Origin of the sequence: Roseibium sp. (genome assembly GCF_050301095.1) — a bacterium.
Taxonomy (GTDB): Bacteria; Pseudomonadota; Alphaproteobacteria; order Rhizobiales; family Stappiaceae; genus Roseibium.
Window position 1 is genome coordinate 1 of record NZ_JBNKYW010000166.1, and the last position, 19,383, is coordinate 19,383.

Here is a 19,383-nt window from a genome sequence, read left to right on the forward strand (position 1 = left end):
CTCTGCCAACGGCGCTCTGTCGCCGGCATCACCGGGGCGGACGGTTCGTCCGCAACGGCTCCGGAGAACGCAGCCTGTCCCGCAAGGGGGGTCAGAGGCAGCGGATCTTCGGCGGACACCACGGCAGGACCGGCTGCGGCAAGTTCTCCGGCCTCTGAGACGGAAACAACCGGCTCGGTCAACTCGGCAACGGTCACCGGCGCTGCCGGCAACGAAGTATCGGCGGCAAGACCGGCCTCCCCGTCTTCGACAGGCGGCTGATCGCTTGCGGCTTCCTCCGCCGGCTGCTCAACCGGCGGCTCCGTTGCACCTGCCGCGTCCGCCGGGTCTCCGGCACCATCGCCGGCAAGCACATCGTCGGGCAGAACATCTCCGGTTTCAGGATCGATCTGCGGACCGTCTTCCAGGCCGGTGTCGAGACCCGTGGCGGGATCGGGCTGCCCGGTCAGGACATCTCCCGCATCCTCGCCGACAGGCGGTTCGCTCGTCTCGCCACTTCCGGGAAGACCCGGAAGGCCGTTTTCCAGAAGGCCTTCCGTCGAGATCTTGGTTCCCGGGTGCAATCCGCCCTGATGGAAAGCCTGCCCGGGGTTAAGATCGGAGAGCTTGTTGTAGAGGGCGGCGATCGGCACCCGCTCCTTGCTCAGGAGCACTTCCAGGCTCCTGCCGTGCTTGCCGCCCGGCGCCTCGGCAAGCGCATCCAGTTCACTGGCAAAGCCGGTCGCGGTTCCGCCGGTTTCCACCGGCGCCCCGGCGACAGCCTCGCCGTCCGCGGAAGCCTGCGCGCTTCCCTGAAGCGCTCCACCGCCAGCGGCCAGAGCGCTCGCGGAAACATCGGTCATAAATCCAAGTGGCAGCACATTTGCCCCCAATCTTCCGGCCCGCCCATGCAGGCACATTTCGTCGGAAAAGAGGAAGCAAGCATCGGGCCAGTTTCATCGCTGATACTAACCAATTGAAATTACGACACTCTTCCAGAAAATCTCGATCAGTCCGGCTCCGGGAAGGCGGCAAGCTTTGCCGATGCGGCAATGCATGCCTGCCTCCCGCGTCAGGGAATTGGCATTGCGAATGCTTATCTGTATAGTGCCGCCAACCTGAAGGGGGCCGCCCTGGCGTCTCCCTTGAAGAGACCTCTTGAAGAGACCGGGGCTTGAGCGCATATGCCTGTCGCCCCGCCGGCCCAGGCGGCCGGACCCGAACTTCTGGAAGACACGGAAATGCGAAACTCTCTGGACCTTCCCGGCCGCCCGGAAGACACCCGCGTTGTCGTTGCCATGTCCGGCGGCGTCGACAGCTCGGTCGTCGCTGCGCTGATGAAGGCGGAAGGCTATGACGTCATCGGCGTCACGCTGCAGCTTTACGATCACGGGGCCGCTGTCGCGAAGGCGAAGTCCTGCTGCGCCGGCGTCGACATCCACGATGCCCGCAGGGCGGCGGAAAAGATCGGCATCCCTCACTACGTTCTGGACTACGAAAGCCGTTTCAAGGAACAGGTGATGGACCGGTTTGCCGACAGCTACATTGCCGGTGAAACGCCGATCCCCTGCGTTTCCTGCAACCAGACCGTCAAGTTCACCGACCTTCTGAAGACCGCGAAGGACCTCGGCGCGGACGCGCTGGCGACCGGTCACTACGTGCGATCGGCGCAAAAGGGCAACAAGCGCGCGCTTTACCGCCCGGCCGACCTCGACCGCGACCAGAGCTACTTCCTGTTCGCCACCACCCAGGAGCAGCTCGACTTCATCCGCTTTCCGCTCGGCGGCATGCCGAAGGCGAAGGTGCGCGAATTGGCCGCCGAATTCGGTCTTTCGGTCGCCAACAAGCCGGACAGCCAGGACATCTGCTTCGTGCCCAACGGCGATTATGCCGAAGTCATCCGCAAGCTCCGCCCCAATGCCGCCGAACCCGGCGACATTGTTCATATGGACGGGCGCGTGCTCGGCAGCCATGACGGCATCATCCACTTCACCATCGGCCAGCGCCGCGGTATCGGCGTTGCGACCGGCGAGCCGCTTTACGTGGTGCGCCTCGATCCGGACGCGCGCCAGGTCGTGGTCGGCCCGCGCGAAGCGCTTGCAACCCGCACCATACTCCTGCGCGAAATGAACTGGATCGGCGACCAGCCGCTCGACGAAGGCGATGAAGTGGAAGTCTACGCCAAGGTCCGCTCCACGCGCCCGCCTGCCCCCGCAACGCTGAGGCTCCTCAACGGCAAGGCTTTCGTCGAGCTCGCCAACGGCGAGACCGGCGTCGCACCGGGCCAGGCCTGCGTGTTCTTCGACAACGACGACGAAACCGCGCGGGTTCTGGGCGGCGGCTGGATCCACAAGACCGAGCGTTCCGGCGCGGTGGACGCCGGGGCTCCCCTGGCCGCGGACGCCCTGGTCCGGCACGCCTGATCCGGCCCCGCCCGGCACCAAAAAGACGACGGGCCGAACCTTTGCGGAGGATTTTCCACAAGCCGGCGGCCCCGGTTTCCGCCGTTTCAGGACAAACAAAAAAGAATGCGCGCGGGCGCAAATTCAACGCTTGACGCTTGCGCGCTGCCTCACTATAAGCACCCCACATCGCGCGGGCCGTCACGGCCCTGCCCACGGATGGCGGAGTAGCTCAGCCGGTTAGAGCAGCGGAATCATAATCCGCGTGTCGGGGGTTCGAGTCCCTCCTCCGCTACCATCAATCCCCCCGACGCTTTCACGCCGTTTGGATAGTGTCCCTCTCCGAGAAGTGCGGACAGTCGCTTTTTTTGCTCGTTATAAGTTTTCACATTTTCTGCGAGAACTTTCGGCTGTTTCATCTGTGCACGCGGACCCGTCAGCACTGGGCCTGTCACGTTTTGATGCCGCTCCAAGTTCTCATTTACGTGGCCTGCATTCGTGCGCGATGGCGCGGCGTGAGGAGAAGTCAGTCCAGATTACGTATTTGTTGTTTTTGCGATCCAACCAATAGCAAAAAATAACTAATCTGCACGCCACAGCGTTCACGATGAACTTTGGAAGGTTGGGAGAATTCTTGTTGATTTTCAACGAGAACAGACTCTCGCTTGATCTCGCCTTATGCGCGATTTCGCCAAAGCGCCGCAGAAATCGCTTGAACGGAAATGTTCTTAATAATAATAAACATTACACCACAAGGGAGGAGTCCATGTCGAAATCGCCGATCATCCAGTTCGGAACCAGCCGTTTCCTGCAGGCGCACGCGGATCTCTTCGTTTCCGAAGCCATTGCAGCCGGCCAGGATGCAGGGCCTATCACCGTGGTTCAAAGCAGCGGCGATGCTTCCCGGGCACGCCGTCTGCAAGCGCTGGCAAATCCGTCCGGATACGAAGTCCGGATCAAGGGTATCGAAAACGGAACTCTGGTAGACAAATGCGAGACCGCCACGAGCATAAGGAGGGCATTATCCCTGCCCGAAGACCTCGAAGAAGTCGCCGGGATCGTCTCCGGAGAGGCAAAGATCATTCTCTCCAACACAGCCGATGCCGGATACCAGCCTCGCGAAGCTGACCAGAGCACCAGTTTCTCCATCGAAATGTCCTATCCGGCAAAGCTCGCGTGGTTCCTGTTTCAAAGGTTCACCAAAGGTGGTGAGCCGATCCAGGTCATGCCCGCCGAACTCATCCCTGAAAACGGCAAGGTCCTGAGGGATCTGGTTCTCGGGATTGCAGCGCTTTATCTCTCCGGGTTCCAGGACTGGCTCCGGTCCGATGTCCTTTGGGTGAACTCGCTGGTCGACAGGATTGTCTCCGAGCCGCTGGAGCCTGCGGGCGCGGTTGCCGAACCCTATGCCCTTTGGGCCATCGAAGACCAGCCGGGGCTGATCCTCCCCTGCGAGCATCCGAGTGTGCAGGTGGTCAGCAATCTGGAACAGGTCGAGACCCTGAAACTCTTCATTCTCAATCTTGGTCACACCTATCTGGTCTCAAGGTGGCTGGCGGTGGAGAACTCTCCGCTCCGGTTTGTCCGGGATCTGATGGAAAGCCCCGATTTTGGTCCCGACCTGGAAGATCTCTACGACAGGGAAGTGATCCCGGCGTTCGAGGCGCGCGGTCGTAGAAGCGAAGCGGAAAACTACGCCGCGACGACACTCGACCGTTTCAGGAACCCGTTCCTCGATCACAAGCTCGCCGATATCGCGCAAAACCACGAGGAGAAAATCAAAAGACGCATTTCGTCCTTCCTCTTCTGGGCGCGGCAGGCCGATCCGTCGCTGGAGATGCCTCGCCTCGACGCGGTAGCAGGTCCGGTGCGGGCGGAAAACGCATGAGGCCGCGGAGACAAATCGGCAGAACGAACGTCCGCGTAACGGATATTTCGTTTGGTGCCTCGGGTATCGGGAATATGGGACGGACAGTTTCCGACCGGGAGGCAGACGAGGTCCTTCAATGCGCCTGGAATGCCGGCATCCGCTATTTCGACACGGCACCTCACTATGGCCGCGGCCGGTCCGAACAGCGGCTTGGCAGCTTCCTGAAATCGAAGCCCCGCGAGGACTTCGTTCTGTCCACCAAGGTGGGACGTGTGCTCTCTCCGGGACAAGCGATGAGCGAGGCTGACGGGTTCGTGGATCCTCTGCCGAATGACGTTCGCTACGATTATTCTGGTGACGGCATCGAAGCATCTCTTGAACACAGTTTCGAGCTTCTGCAGGTTCGACACGCGGACATTGTCTACGTCCACGATATAGGCACCGACACCCACGGCGCCGCGAATGAGGCGCACATGCGGGACTTTCGGGCGACCGGTATCGATCGGCTGCGGCGGTTGAAGGAAAAAGGAAAAATCAACGCGTTCGGGCTCGGTGTGAACGAAACCCGGGTCTGCATCGACTTGCTGCAAGAAACCGATCTTGATGCGATCCTGCTAGCGGGTCGCCTGACCTTGCTCGACCGGGAAGCGGAAGACCGGCTTGTCGGGCTCTGCCGGGCCAGGGAAACAAGCCTGGTTCTTGGCGGAATATTCAATTCCGGAATTCTGGCGACAGGACCGGTCGAGGGCGCCTGGTTCGACTATGCACCGGCTTCCTCGGAGATCCTGGAAAAGGTGAGCGCCCTCAAGGTGCAAACGGACGCTGTGGGCATTCCGCTTGCAACCGCAGCACTGCATTTTGCCCACAGATACCCCGGCGTTGCCTCGGTCCTCCTGGGGACTGCCAAGGTGTCGTCGCTAAGGCGCAATCTGGACGCTTTGTCCCGGGAAGTGCCCCCGGCGTGCATGAAGCTCTTCGAACGGCATAAGCTGGCCGCGTCCTGAGGTTGGCGAATTCCATCCCACCCGCCTCCCACTCGAGCCGTACCGATCAGGCAAACTTGTGACCGCGCAGAGACTGCAGAAGTGTTTCCTTCGATCTTCTGAGGTGCTTGAGAGCGGCGGCTTCAGATTTTGCCTTGTCACGCGCCAGCATCGCATTGATCCATTCAAGATGCTCGTCGATGGCGGCGGCATTGCGTTCCAGCTCATCACGCTTGTCCCACATGTAGTGATAATGGAAGATCAGCTTGATGAGCTTCTGTGCTTCCAGGACAAACCGGTTCTTGACGACGCTGTTTATGGCCGCATGGAATTTTTCGTCCAGCAGAGAGAAGTCGTGATACCGCTCCTCGAGGCCACCTTTCAGTTCCTCATGTTCCTGTTTCAGCGCCTCGAGCTTTTGCCAGATTTCATGCTCGGGCGGTAAAGTCAGCAATTGCCTTACCGCGTTCAGTTCCAGGACCATTCTGAACTCGGACAATTCGACGGCAAATTCCGAGGTGAACCCCAAAAGAGACCAGCCGCCCCTGGGCCGGCGCTCCACAAGCCCCAAGCGGCTCAACCCGGCCAGGAACTCCTGAAGAACGTGAACCGGAACGCCGAATTTCCTGGAAAGCTGAGCGACGTTGAGAGAGGTGCCGGCCGGAACGTCGAAACGCAGGATCCATTCAAAGAATTTCTGCTCCATCTGCTCGGTGGACAGCGTGTTTTCGGCCTGTTCAAGACGATGTTCGGCCAGGGGCTTCCGGATCAGCGTTTTGTTCCGGCCCTCCCACTGAATGAGGTTGTCCGTGTCCAGCTTCTGCAGAGCATTTCGCACTATTGTTCTGCTGACATCCATCTTGTCCGCCAACACGGTTTCGGCGGGCAACTGATCACCGACATCCATGTTGCTGCAGATGTCCAACAACCTGTTGTAAGCGCTTCTGAATCGATCGTCTGTTCTTGCCATTCCCGCAGCCTAACATATCCAATTCGTCGGACAATTCCTCTTGTTTGTATTTATTTATAAAAAACTATTGACAGCAGAATATCGCTCCTCGCATATTGTATTTAATTATTAAATTCAAAATCCGACCGGGAGGTTTTATGGCGGATCTTGATCGAGGGGCGGTGCCGGCCTCCTGGACACTCAAACTTTCTGCAGGCTCGTTCCACAAGCTGTCTGCGCTGCTGACACTCGCCCTTCTGATCTTCGCGTTTTCCTTTGGAAACGCTGCCTTCTTCTCGGTCAACAACGGACTGACGGTGCTGTTGCAAACCTCCGTCATCGGTCTACTGGGGATCGGAATGACGCTGGTCATCATCACCGGAGGCATCGACCTCAGCGTCGGGTCCGTGCTGGCGCTTTCCGGAACCATTACCGGATTATGCGTCAAGGCAGGCGTTCCGGTGGCTCCCGCCATGGCAATTGGCGTTATGGCCGGAGCCGCCTGCGGGTTTGTCAACGGGTTTGTCATCACCAAGATGAAGATCACGCCGTTTGTGGCAACGCTCGGCATGATGTTAATCGCACGCGGAGTTGCGCTCCAGCTGACAGGTGCCGCACCCATTTCGAGGCTGGGCGAAAGCTTCGGATTGCTTGGCAACGGCTCGCTGTTCCGCATCGTGGAAAAAACCGGCGGCATCTTTCCGAAAGTCGTTTTCCCGGGAATCCCCTACCCGGTCATCCTGCTTGCCGTCGTGGCCTTTGCCGCCGCCTATCTTCTGAAGCGCCGACAGTTCGGCCGTCACGTTTACGCCACCGGATCCAATGAGGAAGCCGCGCGCCTCTCCGGCGTCCTGGTCGACCGAACCAAGATCTTCGCTTACGCGCTGTCGGGCGCCCTGGCCGGCCTTGCAGGCAACGTTCTGATGTCCCGCCTTGTGACGGTTCAGCCCAATGAAGGCGTGATGTACGAACTCGACGCAATTGCCGCTGCCGTCATCGGGGGGGCGTCCCTCATGGGAGGCGTCGGCAATATTTCCGGAACAATGATCGGCGCCGCCATCATCGGCGTTCTCCGAAACGGTCTGAACATGGCCGGCGTCTCGGCATTCATCCAGCAAATCGTGATCGGCTTCATCGTCATCCTGGCGGTCTACGTCGATCAGATCAGAAACCGGCGCTGAGGAAGCCGGTCGTTTCACCAGAGCAACTTCAGATGGAGGAGAATGAAATGAAGAAGCTAATCACGACGGCAATGATGGTGAGTGCGCTCGCCCTCTCCGCGGCAGCATCGCAGGCAGGCGAGATCGCGGTCATCGTCAAGACAACCAATTCCAACTTCTGGCAGAATGTGAACAAGGGCGCTTCCGCTGCAATCGAGGGCCAGAATGACCACACGATGACGTTCAACGGTCCGGCTTCGGAATCTGCCGTTGCCGACCAGGTCAGCCTGGTCGAAAACGCGGTGAACCGTGGCGTCTCCGGCATTGTTCTCGCTCCATCCGATCCGGAAGCGCTGATCCCGGCTGTCAAGAAAGCGTTCGAATCCGAAATCCCGGTCGTCATCATTGACTCCGCCCTCGCCGACAGCGGCAAGGACTATTACCAGACCTTCCTGTCGACGGATAACTGCGCGGCCGGTCAACTGGTTGCCGACAAGATGATCTCCGAGGTCGGCACCGAAGGCAAAGTGGCAGTCATGTCCTATGTCGCCGGCGTCGGTTCGGAGATCGGCCGGGTTGGCTGTTTCGTGAAGCAGATCGAAGCCAAGTCGAAAATCGAAATCGTCGGCCCGTACTATTCCCAATCCCAGATGGCCACGGCGTTGAACCAGACGACCGACGTTCTGGCGGCAAACCCCGATCTTGTCGGGATTTTCGGCGCCAACGAACCGACCGCCATCGGCATGGGACGCGCCCTGGTCCAGTCCGGCAAGGCCGGCAAGGTTACGGCGATCGGGTTTGACGGGAACACCGACCTCCAGGATTTCGTCCGCGACGGCACCCTGGCCGCGACTGCCGTTCAGGGATCGTTCCAGATGGGTGAAATCGGCATAAAAACACTCCTGAAACTGCTGAGCGGTGAACAGGTTCCCAACTACATCGATACCGGTGTCGTTCTGGCAGCCAAGGACAACATCGATCACCCGAGTGTTCAGAACGTCCTCTACTAATCCGAAGCAACGTGACCGGAGGCCTGTTCCCTCATGGCTTCCGGTCATTTCTCCTGTCGACTGGGACCCGGAATATGAAACCAGATGCTCCGTCCGCGGCACCGCTCGTGCAAATGGACAACATAGAAAAACACTTCGGCGGTGTCCGGGCTGTCAACGACGTTTCCCTCGAGCTTTATCCCGGTGAAGTCGTCGGTGTTCTCGGCCATAACGGTGCCGGCAAGTCCTGCTTGATGCGCATTCTGTCCGGCGCGATGATCCCGAACCTGGGCACCATCAAGGTGAACGGCGAAATCGCCGACATCCAGACGCCGCATGACGCGCGGGACCTCGGCATCGAAACGATTTACCAGACCCTGGCTCTGGCGGATCATTTGAACGCGCCGGCGAACCTCTTTCTCGGTCGGGAACTGAAAACGAGGTTCGGTAATCTGGACGATACCCGAATGATGTCCGAGGCCGTCCGCGTTCTGAAAAGACTCAATCCGAATTTCAAGAACCTGAACGATCCGGTCTCCAGCCTGTCCGGCGGACAACGGCAAGTCATCGCGATCGCGAGAGCAATCTATTTCGACGTAAAAATCCTCATCATGGACGAGCCGACGGCCGCTCTCGGCCCTTCGGAGACGGCAATGGTGGGAGCCTTGATCAAGCAATTGCGCGACGAAGGCATCGGTATTCTGCTTGTCAGCCACGACATGCACGACGTGTTCGAACTGTGCGACCGCGTTATAGTGATGAACAAGGGCCGCAAAGTCGGCTCGCACCTGATTGAAGACGTTACGAAGGACGATGTGTTGAGCCTGATTATCAAGGGCGACCTGCCGCATGACTGGGTTCCCAGGAGCCGGGAAACCGTTCAATGAATATCGAAAAGAACAAGCAACCGGCAGCAGCGCGGGCCATGGCCTGCGGCACTGTGGTGGAACCCGGTGTCTTCAGAATTGAAACCCGGGAGCTGCCCGACAGCGCGCCCGAGGGCTGGGCCCTTGTCGATATCGCGGCTGTCGGGATATGCGGTACCGACTACCACATCTTCGAGGGCAAGCACCCTTTCCTGAACTATCCGCGCGTCATCGGCCATGAACTGAGCGGACGGATCGCGGAAAGCACCGGAACCTGGACGGAAGGGGAGCTGGTCGTCGTCAATCCCTATCTGTCCTGCAACGAATGCCGGGCCTGCAAGCGGGGCAAGCCGAACTGCTGCAGCAGCGTCGAGGTTCTGGGCGTCCACCGCGACGGCGGCCTGTGTGCCCGCATCGCAGTGCCGGAAGAAAACCTTTATCCGGCAACAGGGCTGACGGAGATCCAGGCGGCGATGGTCGAGTTCCTGGCGATCGGCGCCCATGCGGTGCGGCGGGCCGAGCTTTCCGCTGACGACCGGGTCCTTGTCACGGGGGCCGGTCCCATCGGCCTCGGCGCGGCATTGTTCGCGCGCCTGTCCGGGGCCGAAGTCCATCTTTTGGACATGAGCCCGACCCGGCTTGCCCAGGCTAGGGAGAAATTCGGCTTCACGGAAACGCATCTTGCCGGCAGCGATATCCTGACAGGTCCGCTTGAGGACGGCTTCGACGTGATCTTTGATGCGACCGGCAACGCGCAGGCCATCGAAGCCGGTTTTCCGCTCCTCGCCCACGGCAGCCGCTACGTGCTGGTGAGCGTCGTCAAGGAAACCATCTCCTTCAGCGACCCGGAATTCCACAAGCGCGAGGCGCAGATCATCGGCAGCCGCAACGCGACCCGTGAAGACTTCGAGACCGTGATGTCGGCGATCCGGGAGGGCCGGATCGACACCGACGCCCTGTGCACACAGACCCTTCGCTTCGAACACGTCCCCGCCAGGATCGGCGAACTGGCGAAAGACCGCGAAGCCCTCATCAAAGCCATTGTGACCCTACAAGACAACGCCCCCTAGGATCCAGACCGTTCGACGGCTCCCGGCTCCGGGACATAGGCCCCCCTTTCCTCCTCATGCAGCGCCGGAACGCGGTTCCGGTTCGGAAGGAGTGATCGAAGCGAGAGCGTTGGCCTGCCGCCTGGAATTTCTGTGTTTTGCGATCTGCGTGTCAGCGATGACACCGATCAGGATGACGCTTCCCATGACGGCGAAATTCAACGACGAGGGAATACCGAGGAGGTTCACCAGGTTCTGAAGCATCTGCAAAAGCACGACTCCCAGCACCACGCCGACAATCGACCCCTCTCCGCCGCGCAGGGAAAACCCGCCGAGCACCGCGGCGGCTATCGCATAAAGCTCATAGAAGTTGCCGTGGGACGCTGGATGGATCGAACGGGTATACATGGCAAAGAAGATTGCCGAGAGACCGGTCAGTACCGCACAAATGACATAGGCGAGCACGATAACCCGCTGGGTGTTGATGCCGGTATAACGGGCTGCTTCCTCGTTCTTGCCGACCGCGAAGAGATGCCGGCCGAAAACGGTCCGGTGAAGCACAAACCAGGCGGCTATCGCAATGACGGTGAAGGCGACAATTGAGTGGGGCACGCCACCGGTCCGGCCTGACACCAGCCATTCCAGAACCGGAAAGTCGTCACCGAAGGAAAAGCCCGCCGTTCCGTCCTTGGTGTAGAAGCGCGCAACCCCGCGGTAAATCAGCAGACCGCACAGGGTCACGATGAAGGGCTGCAGCTTCAGCCGTGTGATCAGCCAGCCATGTATCAGCCCGAAACAGGCGCCAAGCACGAGAACCAAAAGTCCGGCGAGCGGCCACGGCACATCCTGTTGAACGATCAGATCAACGAAGATGACGCCCAGCAGCGCAATCACCGATCCGACCGACAGCTCGATACCGGCCGTGACGATCACGAAGGCCTCGGCAAGGGAGAACAAGCCGAACAGGCCGATGAGATTGGCCGTGTTGGCCAGGTTGATCGGCGACAAGAACCTCGGGTTGATCAGGGCAACCACAGCCCCGACCACCAGGACGAGTACCGCCAGTCCGATATCCTTCTTTTGCATTCCCGCTCCCTACGTCTTCTATCCGACCGCCAGCCGGAGGATATTTTCCTCTGTCAGCTCGTTCGGCCCCAAAAATCCGGAAACATGCCCCCGCCGCATGACCGCCACCCGGTCGGAAACACCGATGACCTCTTCCATGTCGCTTGAGATCATCAAGATACCGACCCCCTCGTCGGCGAGCACCTGCATGAGGTGATAGACCTCCGCCTTCGCCCCGACATCGATGCCCCTGGTCGGTTCATCGAAGATGAGCACCTTCGGCTTCGTCGAAAGCCACTTCGCCAGCACCACCTTCTGCTGATTTCCGCCCGACAACTCGGCGGCGGCACGCGAAATGGAACTGGTCTTGATAGCCAAACGCGACCTGGAAGCTTCCGCGAGGTCTGCCTCGCGCTCTCTGTCGACGATGCCGAAGCGCGACAACGTCTGAAGGCACGGCAAGGCAATATTCTCCCGGATTGCAAAATCCAGCAGGAGGCCCTGCTCTTTCCTGTTTTCGGGAACCAGCGACAGGCCGGACGCGATCGCTTCCGGCACCGAATGCGATTTCAGCTCCTTACCGTTCAAATGGATCGATCCGCCTGAAAGTGGATCGATGCCGAAGATCGCTCGAGCAAGTTCGGTTCGCCCTGCCCCAACCAATCCGGCCACGCCGAGAATTTCACCGGCATGCAGATCGAGATCGACACCAGCCTCGGGGAATGTGGAGGTGCGCACGTCATGCAGTTCGAGCACCGGCTTCGTCGCGCCATGGCGAGATTTTTCATAGAACTGGCTGACGTCCCGGCCGATCATCATCCGGACCATTTTGTCCTTGCGGATCTCCGATCCCACGAGTTCGCCCGCATTGCGGCCGTCACGCAGGCAGACAACCCTGTCGGCAACCTCTTCCACTTCGCTCAAGCGGTGGCTGATGAACAGGATTGCGACACCTTTTTCCCGCAGTTGTCGCATGACCTCCAGCAGCCTGCCGGTTTCCGACAGTGTCAGGCTGGACGTCGGCTCGTCGAGAATGACCAGCCGGGCATTCATGGAAAGCGCCCTGGCGATTTCGAGCAGTTGCTGATCGGCCAGGGAAAGGTCGGCAACCGGATCAGCGGGGCCGAAACGGGTTCCGAGCAGCTTCAAGATCGGTGCGACCTTTGCAACCATTGCCGACCGGTCAAGCAATCGCAGCGGACCGGAGGTGAGCTCACGGCCAAGCAGTACATTGGCAGTCACGTCGAGATTGGAAAACGGGTTAAGTTCCTGATGCACGAAGGCAATACCGAGACCGGAAGCGTCTGACGGTGTCAGGCCGTCGATCGGGACACCATCTATTGAAATGCCGCCGCCGTCCGGTGACACCATGCCGCCAAGCACCTTCATCAGGGTGGACTTGCCCGCACCGTTCTCACCGATCAGACCGACGATTTCTCCACCCGAGATGTTCAGATCGACATCCTGCAGGGCAACAACACCCGGATAGACTTTCGTCACCCTGGAAAGCTCAAGGGAAATCTTCTCAGTTCCGGGGATCAATACTCTGGCTCCGTCACGAAGGGTTTGCATTGGCTGTACGGGCCGGAGGTCCGGTCCGCACAGCCTCTGGGTCCGCCTGGGAGGGCTTCGACCTAACCTTTGATCCGTTCCTTCAGTTGTTTCTCGAAGTCGTCGACATTTCCGGCATCGATGATCTTCGTCGGAACGATAATCAGGCCGTTCCCGGGGATGCCCGACTTGTCGCCTTCCAGAAAATCGGCCATGAGGTGCATGCCCTGGTAGCCCCACTGATAGGGATCCTGCACGACGGTACCGGCAAAACTGCCCTCGCGAATGGCGCCGAGCGTTATCGGATCTTCATCGAATGCGATGACAGTGATTTCACCCAGTTTTCCCGAGGCCTGGAGCGCTTCGTAGATCTTCGGCGGATTGTAGGAATAGAAGCCGACCATGCAGTCGATCTCCGGATTGGCAACCAGGACGTCGTCGACGTTCGAGCGGGCCTTGGCAAAGTCCACGTCGTCGCCTCTGACATCCACGAGCTCAATGCCCTTGCCCTCAACGGTCTCGCGGAACCCGGCGATGCGTTCCTTCGCATTGTCCGCCCCCAGGAAGCCGACAAAACCCATGCAGGTGCCGCCGTTCGGCAACGCCTTGATGGCGATTTCACCGGCCTGATTGCCCGCAAGCGTATTCGAGGAACCGAGATAGGCAATCCTGTCGCTTTCCGGGGCATCGCTGTCCGTCGTGAACAGGGGAACCTGCGCCGCGATCCGGTTGAAGGCGTCGATCGACGTTTTCGGATCGACCGAGGAGATCATGATCGCGTCGGTTCCGGCAGCCACAAGATCGTCCATGAGGGCATTCTGAAGAGCCGCGGTCCCTTGAGCGGGATAGCGGAACTGCAAATCGTAGCCGGGCAGTTCTGCCTGGGCGGCGTTCACGCCGGCCTCGGCCAGTTTCCAGAAATCAGAGGCCGCGTTTACAACGAATGCCAGTTGCGGCTTGTCCTGCGAATACGCAGATGTCGCCGTGAGCGCGGCGAACACAGCCACGCATAGAGTTTTCCGAAGTTCCAATTTTTCCTCCCTGTCCTCGGGCGACACAGCGTCACCCGCATTCAAATTATTACTAATATTACCAACGGCAGAGCTGAGGCTTCCGCTCCCTCCCCCGGATCATCAATGACCGGGAACGGGCTTCACTCTGCTTGCTATCGGCATCTGTCAGGTGTTACCGGACTGACCTTCGCGTCAGTACCCGGCAGCCGGAATGGCCGCACGGGAGAGGCAAGTCCCACTGGAAAAAGCACCGCCGAACCAATGCGCCAGTCCGGCGGTCAGTGGAGAAGCTTGCTAGTTATTTGCGCAGAAACCCGGATCTTCCTGGTTACAGACATCCAGTCCCGTATAGAGCGGGTCGTCCACGCTTTCGCCATTGATAAGCTGGATCATCACGTCCGGCGCGCGATACCCCATCTCGAACGGTCGCTGGCCGACCTGAGCATGGCTTCTGCCATCCCGGAACGCCTTCGTCTGAGGCGGCAGGGTATCGCCGGCAACAATGATCAGATCCTTGGATTTCAGTTTGTCCATGACTTGGTCCGTCACCTGGGTGTAGGCCTGCGGTGCGAACTGGGCCCAACCGCCGACCAGAATGAATGCATCCAGATCCGGGTTGGCGATGAAGGTGTCGGCCATCTGCTGGTTCGCAAGATCCGCCTGGTCATTGGTGAAGACGGGGCATCCATCGATTTCGGACCAGCCGTTCTGCCCGGTCAGGCGGTCGATGCCTTTTTCCCCGGCGGCCGTGTCCCGGAAGCCCTGAGCGCGCGCATTGATGTTGTCTGCGGCGACATTTCCGAGCTGCAGGCAGACCGAGCCGCCTTTCGGCTTCAGCTTGGCAGCTTCCTCGGCCATCTTGACACCCATGAGATAGTTGTCGGTGCCCAGATAAGTTTTTCGAAGTTCACGGTCCTCAGCAAGAAAATCCGCATCGATGGTCATGACGGGCACGCTTGGCGCGATCTGCCGGATGCGGTTCGCCATGGCCGGTGCGTTGGAAGGTGAAATGGCGATCGCGGCGACGCCCCGGGTGAGCAGGTCATCGACAATCTGGACTTCGCCAGCCTCGTCGGCCGAAGACGCAGGGCCGGTATAAAGGCATTCATATTCACTGTCCGCATTCTCGGACATCCATTTCTTGCAACCCAGATTTATTTGTTCGAAGAACGGGTTATCAAGTCCCTTGACCACGATCGCGAGGGTTTTCTTGTCTTGTGCCAGGCCCGATCCGGCCGTGAAGGCAAAGACGGCCGCGGCGCCAAGCATCAATAATTTATGTCTCATGCGTCTCACTCCCTTCTGTCCAGAAGGCCCCGGAGCCGCTTACCCCGGGTACCAGATTTTGCGGGGATCTTTTACATCCCTTCTGTAATTCCAGGCCCCGTCGATCAGGGCCTTCAGGTCTACCGACGGCTCCCAGCCAAGCATCAGGCGCGCCTTGTTATTGTCGAGCCAGTTGCTGTGGAGAGAGGTCGGGATTTCCGCAATTTCGTAGGATCTGCTGTCTGCGAGATATTGAGCTGCGAGCCGGTAATCGACCGGTTCGTTCATGGAGATATTGAAGAGTTGGCCGGCGGCCTTCGGATTGTCGAGCGCAGCAAGAATGGCGGCCACGAGGTCGTCGACATGGACAAAATTCCGCTTCAGCGAACTGCCTTGCCGATCGAGCAGCATCGGCACAAACCGCCCGCCGGCATAGGTCCGGATTTCGTCCGGTGAAAGAAACTCCGACCATAAGGGGCCGCCAAACTGGTCCGGCCCAAAGGTCAGCGCAAATTTGAAATCGTCTTTCTCCATGATCCAGGGCGCGCGCAAAATGCAGCCGTTCACGCCGTACTGATGCCGGTATTGCTCCAGCATCACTTCTTCCAGGACCTTGGTCAGGGCATAACATCCGGGATAGGCCTTGCGTTCGGAAGCTTCGGTGACCGGGCCCGGATACGGCTGGAACGCGTGACCGACCGAACAGTCTCCTCCGATCAGAATGAACTGTCTGGCGCTCTCGAGTTGCCGGAACTTTTCAAGAAGAACGAACATGCCCTTCACGGAAACATCAATGGCGAGATCGGGGGATTCCTTGACTGCCGCCATATGAAGGACATGGGTCACATCGGTCATGGCCTCTGCGACGCAGGCCGGGTCGGCAACCGATCCCCGAATGACCTCAACACGCTCACCAGCCTCGATCACCCGATTGTTGCAGATCGCGACGACGCTCCACCGGCTGAACCGGTCCTGCGACAGAAACTCCGGCAGGAAATTCTGGCCGACCTTACCCGTAACGCCTGTGAGCAGAAGTTTCATTAATTCCCCCTTGTCATCATTAAATAATATTTATTAATATTAATTAGTCAAGAATTGAAATGTCCCTCCAAAACGTGTGTCATGCTGAGAGCCGGCGCCGGATTGTTGCAACAGGGGCAATGTGGCGAGAACCGGAGTGAAGAGGCGCACTCGGGTCGCGGGGAGGAAATGTAAGAATGTCGAGGTTGAAGCTGACCGGAATCTCGAAGAGCTTTGGAGCTATCCAGGCTTTGAATGACGTTTCGCTTGAAATCGCTCCGGGCGAGGTTCTGGGCCTCATGGGCGACAACGGTGCAGGCAAGTCCACACTGGTGAAAATCGTTGCCGGGAATTTCAGGCCAACGCACGGCTCTATCTCCATTGACAATACGGCCGTGGACTTTCATCGCCCGCTGGACGCGCAGATGGAGGGCATCGAGGTCGTTTATCAGGACCTTGCTCTCTGCGACAACCTGTCTGCGGCGTCCAATGTTTTTCTCGGCCGGGAGCCGCTCCGGTCCTTCGGTGGCATTCGGCTTCTGGACTACACCACCATGTACAAGCGGTCGGCGGAACTCTTTGCGACCCTGAAGTCCGAGACACGTCCGCGCGATCTCGTCAAACGGATGTCCGGAGGCCAGCGTCAGGCGGTTGCGATTGCAAGAACGCTGCTGTCCAACGCAAAGATCGTGCTCATGGACGAGCCGACCGCCGCCATCTCGGTGCGCCAGGTTGCCGAGGTCCTCGACTTGATCCACCGCCTCCGCGACCAGGGGATCAGTGTCGTCCTGATCAGTCACCGAATGCCGGACGTCTTCGCCGTGTGCAGCCGCATTGCCGTATTGCGACGCGGGCGGCTTGTCGCCTGCAAGCCCGCAAATGAAAGTTCCCCGGAAGAGGTGACCGGCCTGATAACCGGCGCCATCGAAACGGCTTGAAGAAGGAGCGCCCGATGACAACCCTTGAACAAGCCATTGGTCACAGCCAGCACGGTTCGCCGTTTTCCAGAGTGCTCAACTCCCAGATCTTCTGGGTGTTCATGGCTGCCGTTCTGGCCTGTGTTGCGCTGTCGCTCCTGACGGATTCCTTCGCGACCCAGCGCAATCTGTTCAACGTGACCCGCAATTTCGCCTTCGTCGGCCTCATCGCCATAGGCATGACCACCGTGATCGCGTCAGGCGGCATAGACTTGTCAGTCGGGTCCACCGTCGTTCTGTCCGCCATGGTCATCAGCGTGCTGATGTCCTCCGGCAATCCGTTCTGGATATCAGCGCTTGCCGCCCTCGCCGCGGCCGCCGCCGTCGGGGCACTCAACGGCACGTTGATTGCCTATGTCGGCATGCCGCCCTTTGTGGTGACGCTTGGAATGCTGTCTGCCGCCAGATCGCTCGCAATGGTTCTTTCAAACAACAAGATGATCTGGGAGTTCGGTCCCGACCACGACCTGCTTTTGTGGATCGGAGGAGGTTCCACACTCGGCCTGCCCCATCCGATATATGTTCTCGGCCTTCTGACCATCGTGATGAGCGTGGCGTTCCGCTGGACGAGATGGGGCCAGTATGTCTTCGCGATAGGCGGCAACGAACAAGCTGCGACGCTGACGGGCATTCCGGTAAAACGAATCAAGGTCTCGATCTATGTGTTTTCCGCCCTGACCGCGGGTGTCGCCGGCATTCTCATGGCCGGCTGGCTCGGCAGCGTGACAACAAATCTTGGACAGGCGATGGAACTCACCGTGATCGCTGCAGCGGTTATCGGCGGGGCCAACCTTGCCGGAGGTCAGGGAACGGCGCTCGGCGCCGTTATTGGCGCCCTCTTGATAGAAGTGATACGGAACTCTCTGATTCTCCTTGGCATCTCCACCTTCTGGCAGGGGATGTTCATCGGTTGCTTCATCATTGTTGCAGTTGCGTTCGATCGTGTCCGCAATCTGCGTACCCTGGACTAAAGCGTGAGTAGAAACAGGCACCTGAGTGGAGGTTGGCGTCGCAGAAACGTTGCTTTTGACAGCCTTTCCCGATAGTCATTCGCCGGTTCAGCTACCAACTCCGTCCATCATGAGGAGACCGGACAGAATATGGCGAAAATACCCCGGCTTAGCAGAGATAGACGTCCCACCATGATGGATGTCGCGGCAACGGCCGGAGTTTCGCAGGCAACAGTGTCTCTTGTCCTGAACGGCAGTCCAGGTGCGAAGTTGAGCGATGCGACACGCAAGCGCGTCAACGAGGCCGCCAGGGAGTTGGGATACACACTTGTGCGCCGCGGCTCGCGGGCTGTCCCCGATGACCGTTCCAACATCGTTTTCATTGCGGACGAAATTACGACCGACCCCTGGATGGCGCTTGCTTTCGAGGGGGTTCGGGACAAGGCATATGAATACGGCATCAACGTCAGCCTGGCCGTCAGCCATGGGGATGAGGAAACCGAGCAGATGATCGTCAATCAGATGAGCCGTCTGCCACTGCTCGGCCTCATTTATGGAACGATCCTGACGCGGCGCGTTGATCTAACGCCTGCATTCGATGGCCAGCATACGGTGCTGCTGAATTGCTACAACGCCGACCGCTCTCTGCCCTCGGTGGTTCCAGGAGACGTTCTCGGTGGCCGGACCGCAACCGACCATCTGATCAAGGCCGGCTACCACCGCATCGCCCTGATCAACGGCCAGACGGGCGTGGAGGCCACAAGGGACAGGCTCAAAGGCTACCGGCAGGCACTCTCGAGCCACGACATCGCGTTCGATGGCGAGCTCGTCAGGCCCGGCAACTGGGAACCCCGGTCCGGCTATGAGCACACCCATGCGCTCATGGATCTGGAAACTCCGCCGGATGCCATCTTCTGCGCCAACGATCTCATGGCACTCGGGTGCTATGACGCCCTGAAGGAGCGCGGTCTGCGGGTTCCGGATGACATTGCGGTTATCGGTTTTGACAACCGCGAGATCTCCGAAAGCATGCATCCGCCGCTTTCAACCCTCGTGCTGCCGCAATACGAAATGGGTGAAGTCGCATTCGAACTGCTGCTGGACAACGCCAACGGGCGCCAATCCGGCCCGGCCCAGATCAAGGTGGAATGCCCTCTTATCGAACGGGCTTCCGTAAAGCCTGCGGACCGGTAAGCTAACGCGGCATCCGAGGTACGCGAGCAACATCCAAAGCCCCTGCCCGACTTGTAGACAAAGGGCACAATCCCCTGCCCTGCGGATATCAGGTCAGCGA

General features: G+C 59.4%; 16 protein-coding genes, 1 tRNA gene and 1 pseudogene. 11 read left to right on the forward strand and 7 right to left on the reverse strand.

All coding sequences use genetic code 11. The features are described from left to right. Positions 1-842 (reverse strand): annotated as a pseudogene (locus tag ACQY7U_RS15270) (hypothetical protein); the annotation flags it as partial. A 378-nt stretch (positions 843-1,220) separates the two neighbouring features. On the opposite strand from ACQY7U_RS15270, the gene mnmA reads away from it, so the two are divergent. From mnmA to ACQY7U_RS15290, 4 genes are all read left to right on the forward strand, one after another. Continuing rightward, a complete protein-coding gene (mnmA, locus tag ACQY7U_RS15275) occupies positions 1,221-2,402 on the forward strand; it encodes a tRNA 2-thiouridine(34) synthase MnmA (RefSeq protein WP_428645944.1) in 1,182 nt (393 codons plus the stop codon). Positions 2,403-2,602: 200 nt separating this feature from the next. Next, positions 2,603-2,679 (forward strand) — tRNA-Met (locus tag ACQY7U_RS15280). Between the two features lie 468 nt (positions 2,680-3,147). Continuing rightward, positions 3,148-4,269 (forward strand): mannitol dehydrogenase family protein, encoded by a 1,122-nt coding sequence (locus ACQY7U_RS15285; protein WP_428645902.1) that lies wholly within the window; start codon positions 3,148-3,150, stop codon positions 4,267-4,269. Further along, complete coding sequence (locus ACQY7U_RS15290) at positions 4,266-5,255, forward strand: aldo/keto reductase (RefSeq protein WP_428645905.1); 990 nt, start codon at positions 4,266-4,268, stop codon at positions 5,253-5,255. Before ACQY7U_RS15285 ends, ACQY7U_RS15290 begins: the two co-directional genes overlap by 4 nt. A 46-nt stretch (positions 5,256-5,301) precedes the next feature. On the opposite strand, the gene ACQY7U_RS15295 is transcribed toward ACQY7U_RS15290, so the two are convergent. Further along, positions 5,302-6,141: a GntR family transcriptional regulator gene (locus ACQY7U_RS15295; protein WP_428645908.1), complete on the reverse strand. Its 840-nt coding sequence runs from the start codon at positions 6,139-6,141 to the stop codon at positions 5,302-5,304. Positions 6,142-6,341: 200 nt separating this feature from the next. Here ACQY7U_RS15295 and ACQY7U_RS15300 point away from each other — a divergent pair, with 200 nt between their 5' ends. The 4 genes from ACQY7U_RS15300 (at position 6,342) to ACQY7U_RS15315 (ending at position 10,268) form a co-directional block, all read left to right on the forward strand. Beyond that, positions 6,342-7,364 carry an ABC transporter permease gene (locus tag ACQY7U_RS15300; RefSeq protein WP_428645911.1) on the forward strand — a complete coding sequence of 341 codons (1,023 nt, stop codon included), beginning with the start codon at positions 6,342-6,344 and terminating at the stop codon, positions 7,362-7,364. A 47-nt stretch (positions 7,365-7,411) separates the two neighbouring features. Further along, positions 7,412-8,353: an ABC transporter substrate-binding protein gene (locus ACQY7U_RS15305; RefSeq protein WP_428645913.1), complete on the forward strand. Its 942-nt coding sequence runs from the start codon at positions 7,412-7,414 to the stop codon at positions 8,351-8,353. Between the two features lie 74 nt (positions 8,354-8,427). Further along, positions 8,428-9,219 carry an ATP-binding cassette domain-containing protein gene (locus tag ACQY7U_RS15310; protein WP_428645916.1) on the forward strand — a complete coding sequence of 264 codons (792 nt, stop codon included), beginning with the start codon at positions 8,428-8,430 and terminating at the stop codon, positions 9,217-9,219. Next, positions 9,216-10,268 carry a zinc-binding alcohol dehydrogenase family protein gene (locus tag ACQY7U_RS15315; RefSeq protein WP_428645919.1) on the forward strand — a complete coding sequence of 351 codons (1,053 nt, stop codon included), beginning with the start codon at positions 9,216-9,218 and terminating at the stop codon, positions 10,266-10,268. Before ACQY7U_RS15310 ends, ACQY7U_RS15315 begins: the two co-directional genes overlap by 4 nt. A gap of 54 nt (positions 10,269-10,322) precedes the next feature. Here ACQY7U_RS15315 and ACQY7U_RS15320 read toward each other — a convergent pair whose 3' ends face one another. From ACQY7U_RS15320 to ACQY7U_RS15340, 5 genes are all read right to left on the reverse strand, one after another. After that, the gene (locus tag ACQY7U_RS15320; protein WP_428645922.1) at positions 10,323-11,333 is read right to left on the reverse strand and encodes an ABC transporter permease; all 1,011 of its coding nucleotides are present in this window, start codon (positions 11,331-11,333) and stop codon (positions 10,323-10,325) included. A gap of 18 nt (positions 11,334-11,351) precedes the next feature. Further along, entirely contained in the window at positions 11,352-12,884 is a 1,533-nt protein-coding gene (locus ACQY7U_RS15325; protein WP_428645924.1) for a sugar ABC transporter ATP-binding protein, read from the reverse strand. 62 nt (positions 12,885-12,946) lie between these two features. Then, complete coding sequence (locus ACQY7U_RS15330) at positions 12,947-13,894, reverse strand: sugar-binding protein (protein WP_428645926.1); 948 nt, start codon at positions 13,892-13,894, stop codon at positions 12,947-12,949. A 276-nt stretch (positions 13,895-14,170) separates the two neighbouring features. Beyond that, positions 14,171-15,163 (reverse strand): sugar-binding protein, encoded by a 993-nt coding sequence (locus tag ACQY7U_RS15335; RefSeq protein ID WP_428645929.1) that lies wholly within the window; start codon positions 15,161-15,163, stop codon positions 14,171-14,173. A 39-nt stretch (positions 15,164-15,202) separates the two neighbouring features. Next, positions 15,203-16,183 carry an NAD-dependent epimerase/dehydratase family protein gene (locus tag ACQY7U_RS15340; RefSeq protein WP_428645932.1) on the reverse strand — a complete coding sequence of 327 codons (981 nt, stop codon included), beginning with the start codon at positions 16,181-16,183 and terminating at the stop codon, positions 15,203-15,205. 176 nt (positions 16,184-16,359) lie between these two features. Between ACQY7U_RS15340 and ACQY7U_RS15345 the strand changes: the two genes are divergently transcribed. From ACQY7U_RS15345 to ACQY7U_RS15355, 3 genes are all read left to right on the forward strand, one after another. Next, positions 16,360-17,100, forward strand: coding sequence for an ATP-binding cassette domain-containing protein (locus ACQY7U_RS15345; protein ID WP_428645936.1), 741 nt, complete (start codon positions 16,360-16,362; stop codon positions 17,098-17,100). 14 nt (positions 17,101-17,114) lie between these two features. Continuing rightward, on the forward strand, positions 17,115-18,110 hold the full coding sequence (locus tag ACQY7U_RS15350; RefSeq protein ID WP_428645939.1) for an ABC transporter permease: 996 nt from the start codon (positions 17,115-17,117) through the stop codon (positions 18,108-18,110). A 171-nt stretch (positions 18,111-18,281) separates the two neighbouring features. Next, complete coding sequence (locus ACQY7U_RS15355) at positions 18,282-19,283, forward strand: LacI family DNA-binding transcriptional regulator (protein WP_428645941.1); 1,002 nt, start codon at positions 18,282-18,284, stop codon at positions 19,281-19,283. Positions 19,284-19,383 lie beyond the last annotated feature (100 nt).